This window comes from Acidovorax sp. GBBC 1281 (assembly GCF_028473645.1).
GTDB lineage: Bacteria > Pseudomonadota > Gammaproteobacteria > Burkholderiales > Burkholderiaceae_C > Paracidovorax.
In genome coordinates this window covers 55,679-69,674 of sequence record NZ_CP097269.1, presented here as the reverse complement: position 1 = coordinate 69,674, position 13,996 = coordinate 55,679, and the positions used below count along the sequence as shown (strand labels likewise).

Here is a 13,996-nt window from a genome sequence, read left to right as displayed (position 1 = left end):
GGGTCTCGGTCTGGCCAACAGGAGGATCGGCTTGCTGCGTTGTCATGAGCCATCGGCCCCATGGTCCGCGCTATCTGCAGTTCGGTAGGACTGCATTTCATGGGTAGGAGTCCCTGGAAATGCCCTGCGGATGCGATGGTCCTTGACCAAAGTGTCCAGATACCCTTTTCGCAACCCATCTGCATCGCGGTTCAGCAGTTCAGCCAGAACGCTCAAACGGACGTAGCGCCCTTTGCATACGGAGAGGATCACCGCAGCCATGCTGTCCCGATCCAGCCGGGCTTTGGCTCTTGGCAAAGCGGCACGCTGCAGTAAATCGTCGCGCAACGCGGGTGACAACGCCTCCAAGGCATCCACCACGGGCGCATCCAGCAGGGGAGAAAGCAGGCATCCATGCCCGTCCCGAGGCGCCTGCTCGGTCCCTTCACTCAAAACCCTGCTGCTGGCGCCTGCCAATGTTCCGGCGCTATTACCGGAGCTATCTTCGTTACTACCGGAGCTGGCAGCGTTACTACCGGAGCTGTGATCGTTATTACCGGAGCTACCCCCCACCGCAAAAACCTGCTCCGGGGAAACTGGGGCCGAGCCGGGCAAGTGGTACACCTTGCCCCGGGACTGCCCTTGCGACAGCAGCATGCCGTCTCGCTCCAACCTGGCCAGCGCCTGGCTCAGATCGTGCGGATGATCGGTGCAAATCTCGGTCATGCGCGCGTGGTTGACCACGCCCTCGATCATTGCAGTGGCCAAAATGACCCGTCCCAAGGAATTGACGCGTTCGAAGGCTGTACCGAAGCGGGCCTTCAGGGTGTCCAGCACCGGCCCAGGCAGCAGATCCAGCATGTGCAATTCCAGCAAGGTCTGTTCCGGCACGTCCTTTTCCCGCAACAGTGGCTGACGCCAATGCCGGCTTTGCCACCCGCTGAAAATCTTGGGCATGCCAGAGCCACCCCGCTCTCCCAGGCCGATCAACAGGAACATCTGGTGCAGGATGCGATTGCGGCAATCACTCTCGCCGCCCCGGATCACCTGCTCCAGGGGCAAGCGCAGACCGCCGGGATTGCGAAAGCCGAACATGTCTGGCCGCTTCACCACCAGCACCGATACCCGCCCGGTGTAGTCGGCATGCACCAGCGTATTGACCAGCGCTTCGCGCAAGGCCACATGCACTGGGGTGTCGTCTTGCCGCTGCCCGCCCTTCAGACCGAAGGGCACCTTCAGGTCCACTACCAGCTTGCGGTAAACGCGGCGGTAAAACTCGAACAGGTTGCCGGACCAGGTGCCGTCGGGCACCAGACGGTCCACCCAGCGCAGTTCCGTCTTGGCTTCCGGGCGCTCCTGATAATCCACGAAATAGTGCGGCACGGCCTCCTGAATGGCCGACCACCGGCCAAACATCAGCAGCCCTGCGAGCGTCAGCCCCTCCACGCCCGTGGCACGGTCGCGGCGCCACCCTCGCAGGCTTTGCAAGAAGGCGAAATCGTCCTGTTCCAGATAAGGATGGCCGGGCTTTTCATCCTTGAGCATCTGGCGGTAGATGCGCAGGCTTTCCATGTCGATGTCCTCCATGCCGAAGTGCGACAGGATGCGGGCGTCGCGCTCGTCCTCCACCTGCTCTGCCAGCATGCGCTTGACCGTCTCTTCATCGCACAGCCGGTCGCCGTCGTTGAGCCTTTTGTAGGTATGGCCGAGCGGCTGGCCGTTGAGGAATACGGGCCTTTGCTTGCGCGTGGCCTGCGGAATGCGCACCAGCAAGATCGTCTGGCCCTGCAGCGCCATCTCCTGCACATCGGCATCCGCCAGCAGGTTGGCGCTGACCTTGCCCGGGTTGTTCAGGTTGTTGAACAGGTCTGCCCGCACCTTGGCCGGGTTGGCAATGCCTGCGATGGAGAACACCCCCTCCTTCTCGCGCACCCCCAGCAGCACCACGCCCCCATGGGCGTTGGCCATGGCCGAATAGGTGGACCAGAAATCCTTGGGCACCTCTCCCTGGCCGCTTTGCCCCTGGGCCAGCTTGCATTCCAGTTCCACCGTCTCGCGCAGCAAGGAGAGGTCTTCCATGGAGTGGATGGAGAACATCACGCGGTTTCCTTGAGCAGGGCCTGCGCGTCGGGCAAGCGCAACTGGCCGGAGATCAGGCGGGGGAGCAGGGTGTCGCGGAGGGTGGAGAGGGTTTGGGCTTGCTTTTCGTTCTTGACCAGCCTGTTAAACAAAGCGCCTGCAACCTCTGCAAATGCATTCACGATCTGATCGGGTGGAATCAGCGCAGGAATGGGTCGAAACGCTTTCTTGCTGATTTCCATGAAGGTTGATCCGTTGGCTCGCGCCTTGATGGATTCCATGTTTTGGCGGCACCAGAACAGCATGTACAGCGGCGGGAGCAAACCTCCGGGTGGGATGGCGATATAGCCTTGGTTGATAGCCAAGGGAACATGAGCAACAGCGAGGTAGCCAATGGGTGCCCGAGATGACAAAAGCAACGTGCCTACCGGCAGCAAGCCCGAGCCGATCTTGGACAAACCTTGGTCACTGAGCTTGCGTTCGGTATCCAGCAGCACTGGCGCAGCCACACCCGAAAGATCTTTGGGCGTGGTCCAGCAGTGAACTGCCGGGGTCCAAAACGCCGGGTTCTTGGTGTCTGGTGTGGCGCCCCCCGTTGCTTCAACGGCATCACCAATCGGCAACACACGCCACCCCTTCGGCACCCACCCCAACTCCGACTTCTCCAGCGCATCGGGAAACAGCGCGGCGGTGGCTTCGTCCATGCCTTCGGGGGCGCGGCCTTCCATCTTGGCGCGCACGGGGTCGAAATCGACAAACCACGACTTGAACAGGGCCTGGGCAATAGCTTCGAGCGTGGCGTTGGTTTCGCGCAGAAGGGTGATGCGGTCGTCGAGCGCCCCGAGAACCGCGGCAATTTGCCGCTGCGCCGCTAATGAAGGAATGCGAAGCGGAGTTTTCTTCAGGATGCCGAGGTTGGTATGCGGCACTCCGGTTTGAATCGCCGTGTTTTTGATGTACTCAAGTTGCTCAGGAGACTGGAATGCGTAGTAGAGGAAGTTGACATCAGCCTTTGTTGAATCAAGCGTTACCTTCATCTGACTCTGCGAAATGATGTATTCCGAGTAGGGAGACCCCGGAACGATTGCCACTTGACCGAGGGTACCGCGCTGAGTAAAAACCAAGTCACCGGGGCGCGCTTTGTTTGGGCTCAGCGAGTCGGCTTTCACCGAAGAGACGAATACGAACTCACCACCTACCCAGCGACCTCCCATGTTTTGTCCACGAATAACTGGAATGCCTTCAGGAGCGTAGTCTTTTGAGACAAGGTTCGACCCAAACGGACCGCCAACTACAGCGTTCTTGGTTGGTGCTGCAAGTTCTTCAAGAAACAGTTCATCAAAATTCATACCCCAGCCCCCCCAGCTTCGCCCGAATCACCGCATCCAGCTCCGCGCCCTTGGCCATCTGCTCGCCCAGCTTCTCCGTCAGCTTGACTATCTTGTCGGCAAAGGCCTCGTCGTCGTCCTCCACCGCCTCGGCGCCCACGTAGCGGCCGGGGGTGAGTACGTGGCCGTGCTGGGCGATCTCTGCCAGGGGCACGCTGCGGCAAAACCCGGGGTGGTCTTCGTAAATGGTGATGCTGGCACCGGTCTGCGGCCCGCCGCGCCAGGCGGCCACGGTGGTGGCGATGCGGTCGATGACCTCATCGGTCAACTCGCCCTGCACGCGGCTGATCATGGTGGCGAGCTTGCGGGCGTCGATGAACAGCACTTCGCCCTTGCGCTTTTTACTCTTGGCCAAAAACCACAGGCACGCCGGGATTTGCGTGTTGAAGAACAGCTGGCCGGGCAGGGCGATCATCACCTCCACCACGTCGGCATCGACCATGGCGGCGCGGATCTGGCCCTCGTTGTTCTGGCTGCTGCTCATGCTGCCATTGGCCAGCACAATGCCTGCGCGGCCGGTGGGCTTCAAGTGGTGCAGCATGTGCTGTAGCCAGGCGGTGTTGGCGTTGCCGTGGGGCGGGTCGCCATACACCCAGCGGGCGTCGCCCTCCAGGCTGGGGTGCCACCAGTCGCTGATGTTGAAGGGCGGGTTGGCCAGGATGAAGTCGGCGCGCAGGTCGGGGTGCTGGTTGCGCACAAAGGTGTCGGCAGGTTCACGCCCCAGGTTGAAGTCGATCCCGCGAATGGCCAGGTTCATGGCAGCCAGGCGCCAGGTGGTGGGATTGCTCTCCTGCCCATAGATGGACACGTCGTCCTTCTTTCCGCCGTGGGATTCGATGAATTTTTTAGATTGCACGAACATACCGCCGCTGCCGCAGCAGGGGTCGTACACCTTGCCGGTGTGCGGATCGAGCACGGCCACCAGGGTCTTGACGATGCTGGCGGGGGTGTAGAACTGCCCGCCGCGCTTGCCCTCGGCGTTGGCGAACATGCCGAGGAAGTATTCATACACCTGGCCGAGCATGTCGCTGGCGGCATCGGGGGTGTCGCCGAAGCCGATGGTGGACACCAGATCCACCAGCTCGCCCAGCTTGCCGTCGGGCAGTTGGGTGCGGGCGTAGCGTTTGTCGAGAATGCCCTTGAGCTTGGGGTTCTCGCTTTCGATGAGCGCCAGCGAGTCGTCGATGTGCTTGCCGATGTCGGGCCGCTTGGCCAGGTTGCGCAGGGTTTCCCAGCGTGCGCCCTGCGGCACCCAGAAGACGTTGGCCTCGCGGTAGTAGTCGCGGTCGTCCAGTTCGGCGGCCAGGTCTTCCGGGCCGGCTTCGCCGTAGTAATAGCCGTCGTTCGGATCAGTGAGGCGGGCGGCCACCTCGGCGCGGCGCGCGGCGAAGGTGTCGCTGACGTACTTGAGGAAGATGAGGCCGAGCACCAGGTGCTTGTATTCGGCCGCGTCCATGTTGGCGCGCAGTTTGTCGGCGGTGGCCCAGAGGGTTTTCTTGAAATCGGCGTTCATGCGGGCAGTGGGCAATCGTTGGCAGCCGGCAGGGGCCCCGGCCGCGCGGCACGCAAAGCCCGCTATTGTGCCGCCTCACCCCCCGTGCATCGCCGCCGCCACGATGATGCTGATCCCCAGGCACATGGCCGCCACCACCATGGCGAGGGCCTTGTTCTGCTTCTCGACGATCTCGGCCCACAGGTCGTAGGGGGTGAGCTTGTCGATGATGATGAAGCTCACCCAGAACACCAGCACGCCGATGAGCGCGAACAGGATGGAGCCGAAAAACGCGGCGGGCCGCAGCCATTCAAGAGCCATGATGATGACCTCCGTCAGATGAAAAGGGGTTGCAACAAGGGAGCGCAGGGGCGTCGCCGTTTCGTCATTTGTGCCCGCCCCCGCTGGAATACCCGCCGAAGGAGCCGCCCGAGCTGCGGTAGCCGCCGCCGGACGATCCCGAGCAGTTGCTCATCAGCAGCAGGATGATGATGAGGATGACCGCGATGACGATGATGGTCATGCAGCCCATGCTGGTGGCGCTGGCCATCGGTGCGGCGTCCGCGCGCTTGAACAGGTCTTTTTGCCCATCCAGCTTGAAGGCCTGCGCCACCACCGCGCTGTCGATCTTGCTGCCGCTGGACCAGGTGATCTCGCGCGGGGTCTGCTCCATCGACAGCAGGCCGCGGCCGGTGCTGCTGGCGAAGTCGCGGTTGGCGCTTTTCTGGCCGCGCTCCACGGGCCAGTAGAACTCGCCGGCCACGTAGGTGGTCTCGGCGTCGTACTGGCTGGACAGGCGGTAGGTGGTGCCCAGGTAGGTCGCGCTCTGGCCGCCGCCGGTCAGCTGCGGCGCGCCCGTAGTGGGTCGCACCAGGCTCCAGCCGTCGGTCGCGTCCACCAGGAAGGCGAAGCCACGCTTTTGGTGGTAGAGCAGGTATTCGTCCCAGCCGAAATGCTCGTCGTCGCCCGGCTCCACGCCCATGCGGTGCTGAAAGCCCACCACCTGCCAGTGCACGCCCTCCAGCTGCCCGTTCTGGCCCAGCGGGATGAGCGGGTTCACCGGCTCGTCCTGCATGGCGTGGCGCAGTTCGGCGCCCAGGCCGCTGGACAGGTCGATGAGGCTGTGGCACGACGGGCAGGTCAGGCTCTTGGTGGTGCCCAGCTTCACGGGCACCGGGGCGCCGCAGTTGGGGCAGTTGAACTGGCGGCCTGTCTCGTCCTTGGTGGAGGCGTCTTTCAGGCCCTGCAGCTTCAGATCGTCGAGCTGCACGGCCCGGCCGCGATCCACCTTCGGGGGCGTGCTGCCGTAGTCGATCGACAGCACCTCGCCGTCGGCGCTGCGCAGCTCCACCATGCTGAACGGGTAGCCCAGCGGCGGCAGCTTGGGCAGTTCGCCCTGGGCGGAGATGAGCTGCGCCTGCACGTTGGCGGCCACGCTGTAGGGCTTGCCGGCCACCGCCGTGGTCATGCCGACGCGGAACTGCTCGGCCGCGGGCAGCTCGCGCCCCGCCGCGGCCAGCCGCGTGAATACGTAGGCGCCGTTGTCCTCGCCCAGCGTGGCGGTGCTGCCGTCTTCGAGGAAAGCGTTCCACTCGGTCCAGGTGCCGGCGTCGCCCTTGTATTGCAGGCGCCCGATCAGCGTGAAGGGCAGGTCCAGCCCGTCCAGCACGATGCGGCCGCTGGCCATGAGCTGCAGGGGGCTGTGGTCGTCGAAGACCTCGGCCATCTTGCCCACGCGCGTGAGCACCTCGCCGCTGCGCACCACCGTGCTCTGGCAGTAGGGGCAGACGGCGTGGGTGGACTGCGCGCTCTTGAATTCGACCGGCGCGCCACAGCCGGGGCAGGGCGCGCGGTAGGTACGCTGGGTGCCGCTCTCGGCCATGTTTTTTGAGTGTTTTGGCCTCCTGCCCTAGTATCGATTGGGCAGGACGCTATTCAATTGATAGCGAAATCTAGACCAGCTTCTTGAGCAGTTCGGCCTTCTTGGCGTCGAACTCCTCCTGCGTGAGGATGCCCTTGGCCTTGAGCTCGCCCAGCTTCTCCAGCGTGGCCATCACGTCCTCGGGCTTGACGCCCGCCACAGGCGCGGCCGCCACCGCGGCGGCGGCCTGCTGGGCTGCGCCGGGGTTCTGGCCCTGAAGGCCCTGCTGCAGGTTTTGCGCCAGCACCTGGCCCAGCGCCACGCCGGCGCCCAGGCCCATGGCGTCGCCGGCAATGCCGCCCCCACCGTTGCCCGAGCCTTCGGCGAATTTCGGGATCGCCTGCGCCGTCTGGTACTGCATGAACTTGCCCATGTCGTTGCCGACCATGCCCATGCCGATCTTCTGGTCCAGGATCTTCTGCAGCTCTTCGGGCAGCGAGACGTTCTGGACCGTCATGCCCTCCAGCAGCAGGCCGATCTTTGCGAACGCGGGCTGCAGCTCCTTGGCCAGGGCCTCGGCGAACATCACCTGGTTGGCCGCCAGGTCGAGGAACGGCAGGCCGCTGCCCGCGATGGCGTTGCTGATGTTCTGCAACACCAGGCCGCGCAGCTGGCCGTCGATTTCGGAGACGGTGTACTCGGCGCGCGTGCCCGAGATCTCGGTGTGGAACAGCTTGGGGTCGGCCACGCGGAAGGCGTAGTTGCCGAAGGCGCGCAGGCGCACGGCGCCGAAATCCTTGTCGCGGATGGTGATGGGCTGTGGCGTGCCCCACTTCTGGTCCACCTGCTGGCGCGTGCTGAAGAAGTACACGTCGCTCTTGAACGGGGACTCGAAGAGCTTGTCCCAGTTCTTCAGGTAGGTGAGCACCGGCAGCGTCTGCGTGGTCAGCTTGTAGGTGCCGGGGCCGAACACGTCGGCCACCTGGCCTTCGTTCACGAAGACCGCCATCTGCGACTCGCGCACTACAAGCGTGCCGCCGTTCTGGATTTCCATGTCCCGCATCGGGAAGCGCCAGGCCAGCGTGCCGTCGCTGTCCTCGGTCCACTGGATGATGTCGATGAACTGTTTCTTGATGAAGTCCATGAGGGCCATGCGGTGCTCCCGTTCAAGGTGTGCGGAGGGGTTGGAAAGTGCGGCCATCATAGCGGCGCCCCGGGGCTTGGCTATCGCGGCGTTGGACACGATCAATTGGCGCTCGCCAATGCGAATCACTAGCATTCGTGCAGTCGTCTGTTCCCTATCCGAGTTCGCCCCACAGGAGTCCGCCATGTCCCGCATCCGCCAAGCCACGCTCCGCAACCTGCCCACCCTCATGAAGACGGGCAGCTACTACCTCATCCACATCTGTGTGGCGGCCCTGGTGGCCTACGCGGTCACCGGCAACCTGATCGCCTCGATCACGCTGAGCCTGCTGGAGCCCACGGTGCAGGCGGTGGCGTTCTTCTTCCACGAAAAGGCCTGGGAGCGGGCGGCCCGCCGCCGCGCGGCAGCGGCCGGCGATGCGCCCCTGGCGGCTTGAGGCACGGCCATGAGTACCACCTCGGATTCACGCCCCCGGCAGGCGGGCGGGCCGTTTCATCACTGGCTGATCGAGCGGCTGGCCGGCCTGGCCGGCGCGCTGTGATGGTCTGAGAGAAGGGGGAAAAGGAAAGAGGGCCGCCAGGCTGCCGTCGGCCCAGGCTGGCTCAGCGGACGGGTAAGAGGCGTATCCGCGGTTCAGGCCCGGGTGTCGAGCAGTGAGCCCATCATGCGGTCTTCGGTGCGCAACACCTGCAGATTGGCCTTGAACGCATAGGTGGCCGAGATCTGGTCGACCGCATCGGCCTCGAGCGAGGCGCCTTCCTGCGCCGCACGGCCCACATTGGTGGTGGCCACGCCGCCTTGCGAGGCCACGGCCTCTTGGTCCACCGTCTGGCGCTTGAACCCGGGCGTGTTCATGTTGGCGACGTTGTTGGCGGAGACATCCATGCGCACCTGGGCGGCGCGCAGGCCGGAGGCGGCGATCGAGGAAACAGAGGCCATGGGAGTGCTCCGGTGGAGGGCGAGGAAGTGCATGGATTATCCGCCGCAGGTGAAGGAATGACCAGTCCGGCCGTGCAAACGGCTTGGAACGATCGCAGGCCCCTGCGCTGGCGTCGGCATGGCCGGGCGTTGGTTTTTTCACCACGGCACGAAGGGCCTGGCGTGGCGCGAAACGTAAAAGCGTACACAAGTGTTTCGAAATGAAATGGCGTTGGCCGCACGGCCGGCTCGGCGTTCGGCTGCGCGCCGCAGCGCGCGCCGGGCGCGGTATCGAGACAGGCGCCCCGCCAACACCCGGGCGGCGTCGTGGTCGAACCACTCCTAAAACTGAACAAGTTTGTACACATATTGAAATCATCGGCGCGACCGGTGATTCCAAGATGCCTCCAGGCGCTGGCGTGGCGTGCGGCATCGGTTCTGGCCGCGCACCCCGCCAGCGCTACCCGGCCTCGCCGTTTCAACATTCCCATCGCCTTCGGAGGTTTCCATGCAGTCCACCTTGTTTCTTCCCGACGTCCACCCGTCCTCCCCCGCGCGCCGCCGCCTGCTGGCCGGTGGCGCGGCTTCCGCCACCCTGGTGCTGTTCGGTTGCGGTGGAGGGGGCGGCGGTGGCGATGTCTCCGGCGTCGGCAGCACGGCCGATGCGTCGTTCTCCAGCGGCCCCATCAGCGGCTTCGGCTCCATCATCGTCAACAACCTGCGCTACGACGACACCGCCGCGCGCATCCTGGACGATGCCGGCCAGGCCGTCACCACCGCCGCCCTGCGGCTGGGCATGGTGGTGGAGGTGAACGGCTCGGGCATCGCGGTGGACGCCAGCGGGCTGCGCCGCTCCGTGGCCTCGACCATCAGCCTGCGCAGCGAGATCGAGGGGCCCATCACCGCCATCGACACCGCCGCCCGCACCTTCGCCGTGCTGGGCCAGACCGTGCAGTGGGCCGATGCCACGCTCTACAGCGACAACCTGCCCAATGGCGCGGCCAGCCTGGCGGTGGGCCAAGTGGTGCAGGTGTTCGGCCTGCGCAACCCCGACGGGCTGTACAGCGCCACGCTGGTGGTGCGCGACGAGCCCGTGCCCACCCGCTACAAGCTGCGCGGCGTGGTCGCCGCGCTGGACGGCACTGCGCAGACCTTCCGCATCGGCGGCGCGGTGATCGCCTACGGCGCCGTCGCGTCGCAGGCTCCCGGTATCGCCAACGGGCAGTACGCCCGCGTGGAGCTGCAGACGGCGCCCGACGCATCCGGCCGCTGGGTGGCCTCGGCCCTGCGCACCACCGCCAGCAGCGTGACGCTGCCCAGCGGCAACAACGTGGCGGTCGAACTCAAGGGCTACGTCACCGCGTTCACCAGCAACACGGCCTTCAGCGTGAACGGCGTGCCGGTCAACGCCAGCGGCGTGGCCAACCCGCCTGCGGGCCTGGCGTTGGGCCGGCGCGTGGACGTGAAGGGCGTGTTCGTGAGCGGCCAGTTCAACGCGAGCGAGATCGCGCTGGAAGAGGCCGGCAGCCTGGCCAGCCGCAGCTTCGACGTGAAGGGATCGATCCAGCGCGTGATCCCGGCGGCCTCGGTGATCGTGGTGCGCGGCGTGCCGGTCCACTACGCCAGCGCCCGCTTCGAGGGCGGCACCGCGTCCGACCTGGCCGAGAACCGCTCCGTGGAGATCCAGGCGCAGGTGGCCGCCGGCACCTTCGGCCTGGTGGCGCAGACCATCCGGTTCGTCGCTTGAGCGTTTGCTATAAATTAAATAGCAATATGCCTTAGTACTCATTGGTTTGAAGGCCGATCCGGCTGGCACCGGGGCCAGCGCCGCACGGCATGCCTCAGTCGGCGTGCACGTAGTCCGGGTGGCGGGCGCAGATCTCGTCCACCTGGTTGAGCGTGCCCGACAGATGCGTGCGCAGCGCCTCCTGGGCGCCGGGTGCGTCCCCGCGCGCGATGGCCTCGGCGATGCGGCGGTGATCGGCCAGCACCGACTCCGCCTTGCCCGCGCTGGGCAGGTGCAGGTGGCGCAGCCGGTCCACGTGGCCGGAGTGGCTGCGCACCAGCTCCCACAGGCGCGGCACCTCGGCGGCCTCGTACATCAGGCGGTGGAACGCCAGGTCGGCCTGCGAGAACGCCTCGGGCTCCAGGGGCTCGGCCGCGGCCTGCATCACGCCGATCTGGGCCTGCAGGCGCCGGGCGATGGCCTCGCCGCCCTGCAGCGCCAGCGTGCGCACCACCTCAAGCTCGATGGACCGGCGCAGGTAGTGCGCCTGCCGCGCGGCGGCCACGTCGATACGGCTCACCACCGTGGCGTGCTGCGGAAAGATGTCCACCAGCCCTTCCTCGCCCAGGCGCATCAACGCATCGCGCACGGGCGTCTGGCTGATGCCGAAGCGATCGGCCAACTCTGCGCGGGCCAGCACGGTGCCCGGGGTGAGGTCCAGCGACACGATGGCCGCGCGCAGTTTTTCGAAGATCTGCGGCGCCGCATGGCGCGACCGGTCGAGGCGGACTTTGTCTCTCACGTTCATAAGCGGCGGATTGTCGCACCGCGCGATTTTGACGTACTAATATATTAGTGCTTTAATGCACCGAAACCTGTGATGGAGCCTATGACGACGACCCGCCGCCCCCCCGAGTCCCTGCGCAGCGCCCGCTGGTTCGCCCCCGACGACCTGCGCTCCTTCGGCCACCGCTCCCGCATCATGCAGATGGGCTATGCGCCCGAAGACTGGGTGGGCAAGCCCATCATTGCCATCGTCAACACGTGGTCGGACATCAACCCCTGCCACGGCCACTTCAAGCAGCGGGTGGAAGACGTCAAGCGCGGCGTGCTGCAGGCGGGCGGCTTTCCCATCGAACTGCCCGCCATCTCGCTGGCCGAGGCCTTCGTCAAGCCCACCACCATGCTCTACCGCAACCTGCTGGCCATGGAGACCGAGGAGCTGCTGCGCAGCCACCCGGTCGATGGCGCGGTGCTGATGGGCGGCTGCGACAAGACCGGCCCGGGCCTGCTGATGGGCGCCATCAGCATGGGCCTGCCCTGCGTCTTCGTGCCCGCCGGCCCCATGCTGCGCGGCAACTACAACGGGCAGGTGCTGGGCTCGGGCTCGGACGCGTGGAAGCTCTGGGACGAGCGCCGCGCCGGCCAGATCACGCAGGCGCAGTGGCTCGGGGTGGAAGGCGGCATCGCCCGCAGCCACGGCACCTGCATGACCATGGGCACGGCCAGCACCATGACGGCGATTGCCGAGGCCATCGGAATGACGCTGCCGGGCGCTTCCTCCATCCCCGCGCCGGACGCCAACCATGTGCGCATGAGCGCCGAGAGCGGCCGCCGCATCGTCGAGATGGTCTGGCAGGACGAGACCCCGGCCAGGCTGCTGAGCCGCGAATCGTTCCTGAACGGCATCAACGTCGCCATGGCCGTGGGCTGCTCCACCAACGCCATCGTCCACTTGGTGGCCATGTCGCGCCGCGCGGGCGCGCACTGCGCCGTCACGCTGGATGACTTCGACGCCGCCAGTCGCCACGTGCCCGTGATCGCCAACGTGCGGCCCAGCGGTGACCAGTACCTGATGGAGGACTTCTACTACGCCGGCGGCCTGCCCGGGCTCATGTCGCGCATGCCGCAGCACCTGCACTTGGGTGCGCGCACCGTCACCGGCCGCACGCTGGGCGAGAACATCGAAGGCGCTGCCGTGTTCAACGACGACGTGATCCGCCCATTGGACAACCCCATCTACGCCGAGGGTGCGCTCGCCGTGCTGCGCGGCAACCTCGCGCCCGACGGCGCCGTCATCAAGCCCAGCGCCTGCGCGCCGCACCTGCAGCAGCACACCGGCCCGGCGCTGGTGTTCGACGACTACCCCAGCATGAAGGCCGCTGTGGAAGACCCCGACCTCGACGTGACGGCCGACCACATCCTGGTGCTGCGCAACGCCGGCCCGCAGGGCGGCCCCGGCATGCCCGAATGGGGCATGCTGCCCATCCCCGCGAAGCTGGTGAAGCAGGGCGTGCGCGACATGCTGCGCCTGTCGGACGCGCGCATGAGCGGCACCAGCTACGGCGCCTGCATCCTGCACGCCGCGCCCGAGGCCTACATCGGCGGCCCGCTGGCGCTCGTGAAAACCGGCGACCGCATCACCGTGGACGTGCCCGCGCGCCGCATCCACCTGGAGGTGAGCGACGAGGAACTCGCCCGCCGCCGCGCCGCCTGGACGCCGCCGCCCGCACGCTTTCAGCGCGGCTACGGCTGGATGTTCAGCCGCCACATCCTGCAGGCCGACCAGGGCTGCGACTTCGATTTCCTCGAAACCGGCTTCGGCGCCCCCGTGCCCGAGCCCGACATCTTCTGACCCCCGGAGACATGCCTTGCCCTTGAACCCCGCCACCCGCGACCGCCTCGCGCGCGTCAGCACCGCCACGCTGTGCACCGCCCTTTTCAAGAAGGGGCTGCGCAACCAGTTCCTGCAGAACGTGCACCCCCTGCGCACCGGCCGCGCCAACATGGTGGGCGAGGCCTTCACGCTGCGCTACATCCCGGCGCGCGAAGACCTGAACACCATCGACGTGTTCAAGAACCCCGACCACCCGCAGCGCAAGGCCGTGGAAGACTGTCCGCCCGGCGCCGTGCTGGTCATCGACAGCCGCAAGGATGCACGCGCCGCCTCGGCCGGCTCCATCCTCGCCGCGCGCCTCATGAAGCGCGGCGTGGCCGGGCTGGTCACCGACGGCGGCTTTCGCGACACGCCCGAGATCGCCGCGCTCGACATGCCGGCCTACCACCAGCGCCCCTCGGCGCCCACCAACCTCACGCTGCACCAGGCCATCGACATCAACGGGCCCATCGCCTGCGGCGACGTGGCCGTGTTCCCCGGCGACGTGCTGGTGGGCGATGGCGAGGGCGTCATCGTCATTCCCGCGCACCTGGCCGACGAAATCGCCGCCGAAGCCACCGAGATGACCGCCTTCGAGGACTTCGTGACCGAGAAGGTGCTGGAGGGCCGCTCGATCATCGGCCTGTACCCGCCCACCGACCCGTCCGTGCACGGCGACTTCGCTGCATGGCGCACCGCGAAAGGGCGCTGACACGCACCTTCCACGCACTCCCGCGTTTTCTTTCCGCATCG

At 66.1% G+C, this 13,996-nt stretch carries 12 protein-coding genes; 4 read left to right on the top strand and 8 right to left on the bottom strand.

The window, feature by feature from the left end:
- Positions 1-42: 42 nt before the first annotated feature.
- From M5C96_RS00330 to M5C96_RS00305, 6 genes are all read right to left on the bottom strand, one after another.
- Complete coding sequence (locus M5C96_RS00330) at positions 43-2,076, bottom strand: RNA-binding domain-containing protein (RefSeq protein WP_272569864.1); 2,034 nt, start codon at positions 2,074-2,076, stop codon at positions 43-45.
- Positions 2,076-3,407, bottom strand: a complete 1,332-nt coding sequence (locus M5C96_RS00325; protein ID WP_272566458.1) for a restriction endonuclease subunit S — start codon at positions 3,405-3,407, stop codon at positions 2,076-2,078. The genes M5C96_RS00330 and M5C96_RS00325 overlap by 1 nt, the downstream gene beginning before the upstream one ends.
- A complete protein-coding gene (locus M5C96_RS00320) occupies positions 3,397-4,959 on the bottom strand; it encodes a class I SAM-dependent DNA methyltransferase (RefSeq protein WP_272566457.1) in 1,563 nt (520 codons plus the stop codon). The genes M5C96_RS00325 and M5C96_RS00320 overlap by 11 nt, the downstream gene beginning before the upstream one ends.
- A 75-nt stretch (positions 4,960-5,034) precedes the next feature.
- Positions 5,035-5,259, bottom strand: a complete 225-nt coding sequence (locus M5C96_RS00315; RefSeq protein WP_272566455.1) for a DUF350 domain-containing protein — start codon at positions 5,257-5,259, stop codon at positions 5,035-5,037.
- A 64-nt stretch (positions 5,260-5,323) separates the two neighbouring features.
- Positions 5,324-6,820 carry a DUF4178 domain-containing protein gene (locus M5C96_RS00310; RefSeq protein ID WP_272566453.1) on the bottom strand — a complete coding sequence of 499 codons (1,497 nt, stop codon included), beginning with the start codon at positions 6,818-6,820 and terminating at the stop codon, positions 5,324-5,326.
- Between the two features lie 70 nt (positions 6,821-6,890).
- A complete protein-coding gene (locus M5C96_RS00305; RefSeq protein WP_272566452.1) occupies positions 6,891-7,952 on the bottom strand; it encodes an SPFH domain-containing protein in 1,062 nt (353 codons plus the stop codon).
- 175 nt (positions 7,953-8,127) lie between these two features.
- On the opposite strand from M5C96_RS00305, the gene M5C96_RS00300 reads away from it, so the two are divergent.
- Positions 8,128-8,379: a DUF2061 domain-containing protein gene (locus tag M5C96_RS00300; RefSeq protein ID WP_272566451.1), complete on the top strand. Its 252-nt coding sequence runs from the start codon at positions 8,128-8,130 to the stop codon at positions 8,377-8,379.
- A gap of 197 nt (positions 8,380-8,576) precedes the next feature.
- On the opposite strand, the gene M5C96_RS00295 is transcribed toward M5C96_RS00300, so the two are convergent.
- Positions 8,577-8,882 (bottom strand): flagellar basal body rod protein FlgC, encoded by a 306-nt coding sequence (locus M5C96_RS00295; protein WP_272566450.1) that lies wholly within the window; start codon positions 8,880-8,882, stop codon positions 8,577-8,579.
- Between the two features lie 487 nt (positions 8,883-9,369).
- Between M5C96_RS00295 and M5C96_RS00290 the strand changes: the two genes are divergently transcribed.
- Complete coding sequence (locus M5C96_RS00290; RefSeq protein ID WP_272566449.1) at positions 9,370-10,608, top strand: DUF5666 domain-containing protein; 1,239 nt, start codon at positions 9,370-9,372, stop codon at positions 10,606-10,608.
- A gap of 94 nt (positions 10,609-10,702) precedes the next feature.
- Here M5C96_RS00290 and M5C96_RS00285 read toward each other — a convergent pair whose 3' ends face one another.
- Positions 10,703-11,395, bottom strand: coding sequence for a GntR family transcriptional regulator (locus M5C96_RS00285; protein WP_272566448.1), 693 nt, complete (start codon positions 11,393-11,395; stop codon positions 10,703-10,705).
- Positions 11,396-11,476: 81 nt separating this feature from the next.
- Between M5C96_RS00285 and araD the strand changes: the two genes are divergently transcribed.
- Positions 11,477-13,222, top strand: coding sequence for an L-arabinonate dehydratase (gene araD / locus M5C96_RS00280; RefSeq protein ID WP_272566447.1), 1,746 nt, complete (start codon positions 11,477-11,479; stop codon positions 13,220-13,222).
- A gap of 22 nt (positions 13,223-13,244) precedes the next feature.
- Positions 13,245-13,955, top strand: a complete 711-nt coding sequence (locus M5C96_RS00275; protein WP_272569863.1) for a ribonuclease activity regulator RraA — start codon at positions 13,245-13,247, stop codon at positions 13,953-13,955.
- Positions 13,956-13,996 lie beyond the last annotated feature (41 nt).

Bases quoted from the DNA above. Each gene is read 5' to 3' on its own strand.
- M5C96_RS00330 (WP_272569864.1), bottom strand. From the start codon at position 2,076: ATGTTCTCCATCCACTCCATGGAAGACCTCTCCTTGCTGCGCGAGACG.
- M5C96_RS00325 (WP_272566458.1), bottom strand. From the start codon at position 3,407: ATGAATTTTGATGAACTGTTTCTTGAAGAACTTGCAGCACCAACCAAG.
- M5C96_RS00320 (WP_272566457.1), bottom strand. From the start codon at position 4,959: ATGAACGCCGATTTCAAGAAAACCCTCTGGGCCACCGCCGACAAACTG.
- M5C96_RS00315 (WP_272566455.1), bottom strand. From the start codon at position 5,259: ATGGCTCTTGAATGGCTGCGGCCCGCCGCGTTTTTCGGCTCCATCCTG.
- M5C96_RS00310 (WP_272566453.1), bottom strand. From the start codon at position 6,820: ATGGCCGAGAGCGGCACCCAGCGTACCTACCGCGCGCCCTGCCCCGGC.
- M5C96_RS00305 (WP_272566452.1), bottom strand. From the start codon at position 7,952: ATGGCCCTCATGGACTTCATCAAGAAACAGTTCATCGACATCATCCAG.
- M5C96_RS00300 (WP_272566451.1), top strand. From the start codon at position 8,128: ATGTCCCGCATCCGCCAAGCCACGCTCCGCAACCTGCCCACCCTCATG.
- M5C96_RS00295 (WP_272566450.1), bottom strand. From the start codon at position 8,882: ATGGCCTCTGTTTCCTCGATCGCCGCCTCCGGCCTGCGCGCCGCCCAG.
- M5C96_RS00290 (WP_272566449.1), top strand. From the start codon at position 9,370: ATGCAGTCCACCTTGTTTCTTCCCGACGTCCACCCGTCCTCCCCCGCG.
- M5C96_RS00285 (WP_272566448.1), bottom strand. From the start codon at position 11,395: ATGAACGTGAGAGACAAAGTCCGCCTCGACCGGTCGCGCCATGCGGCG.
- araD (WP_272566447.1), top strand. From the start codon at position 11,477: ATGACGACGACCCGCCGCCCCCCCGAGTCCCTGCGCAGCGCCCGCTGG.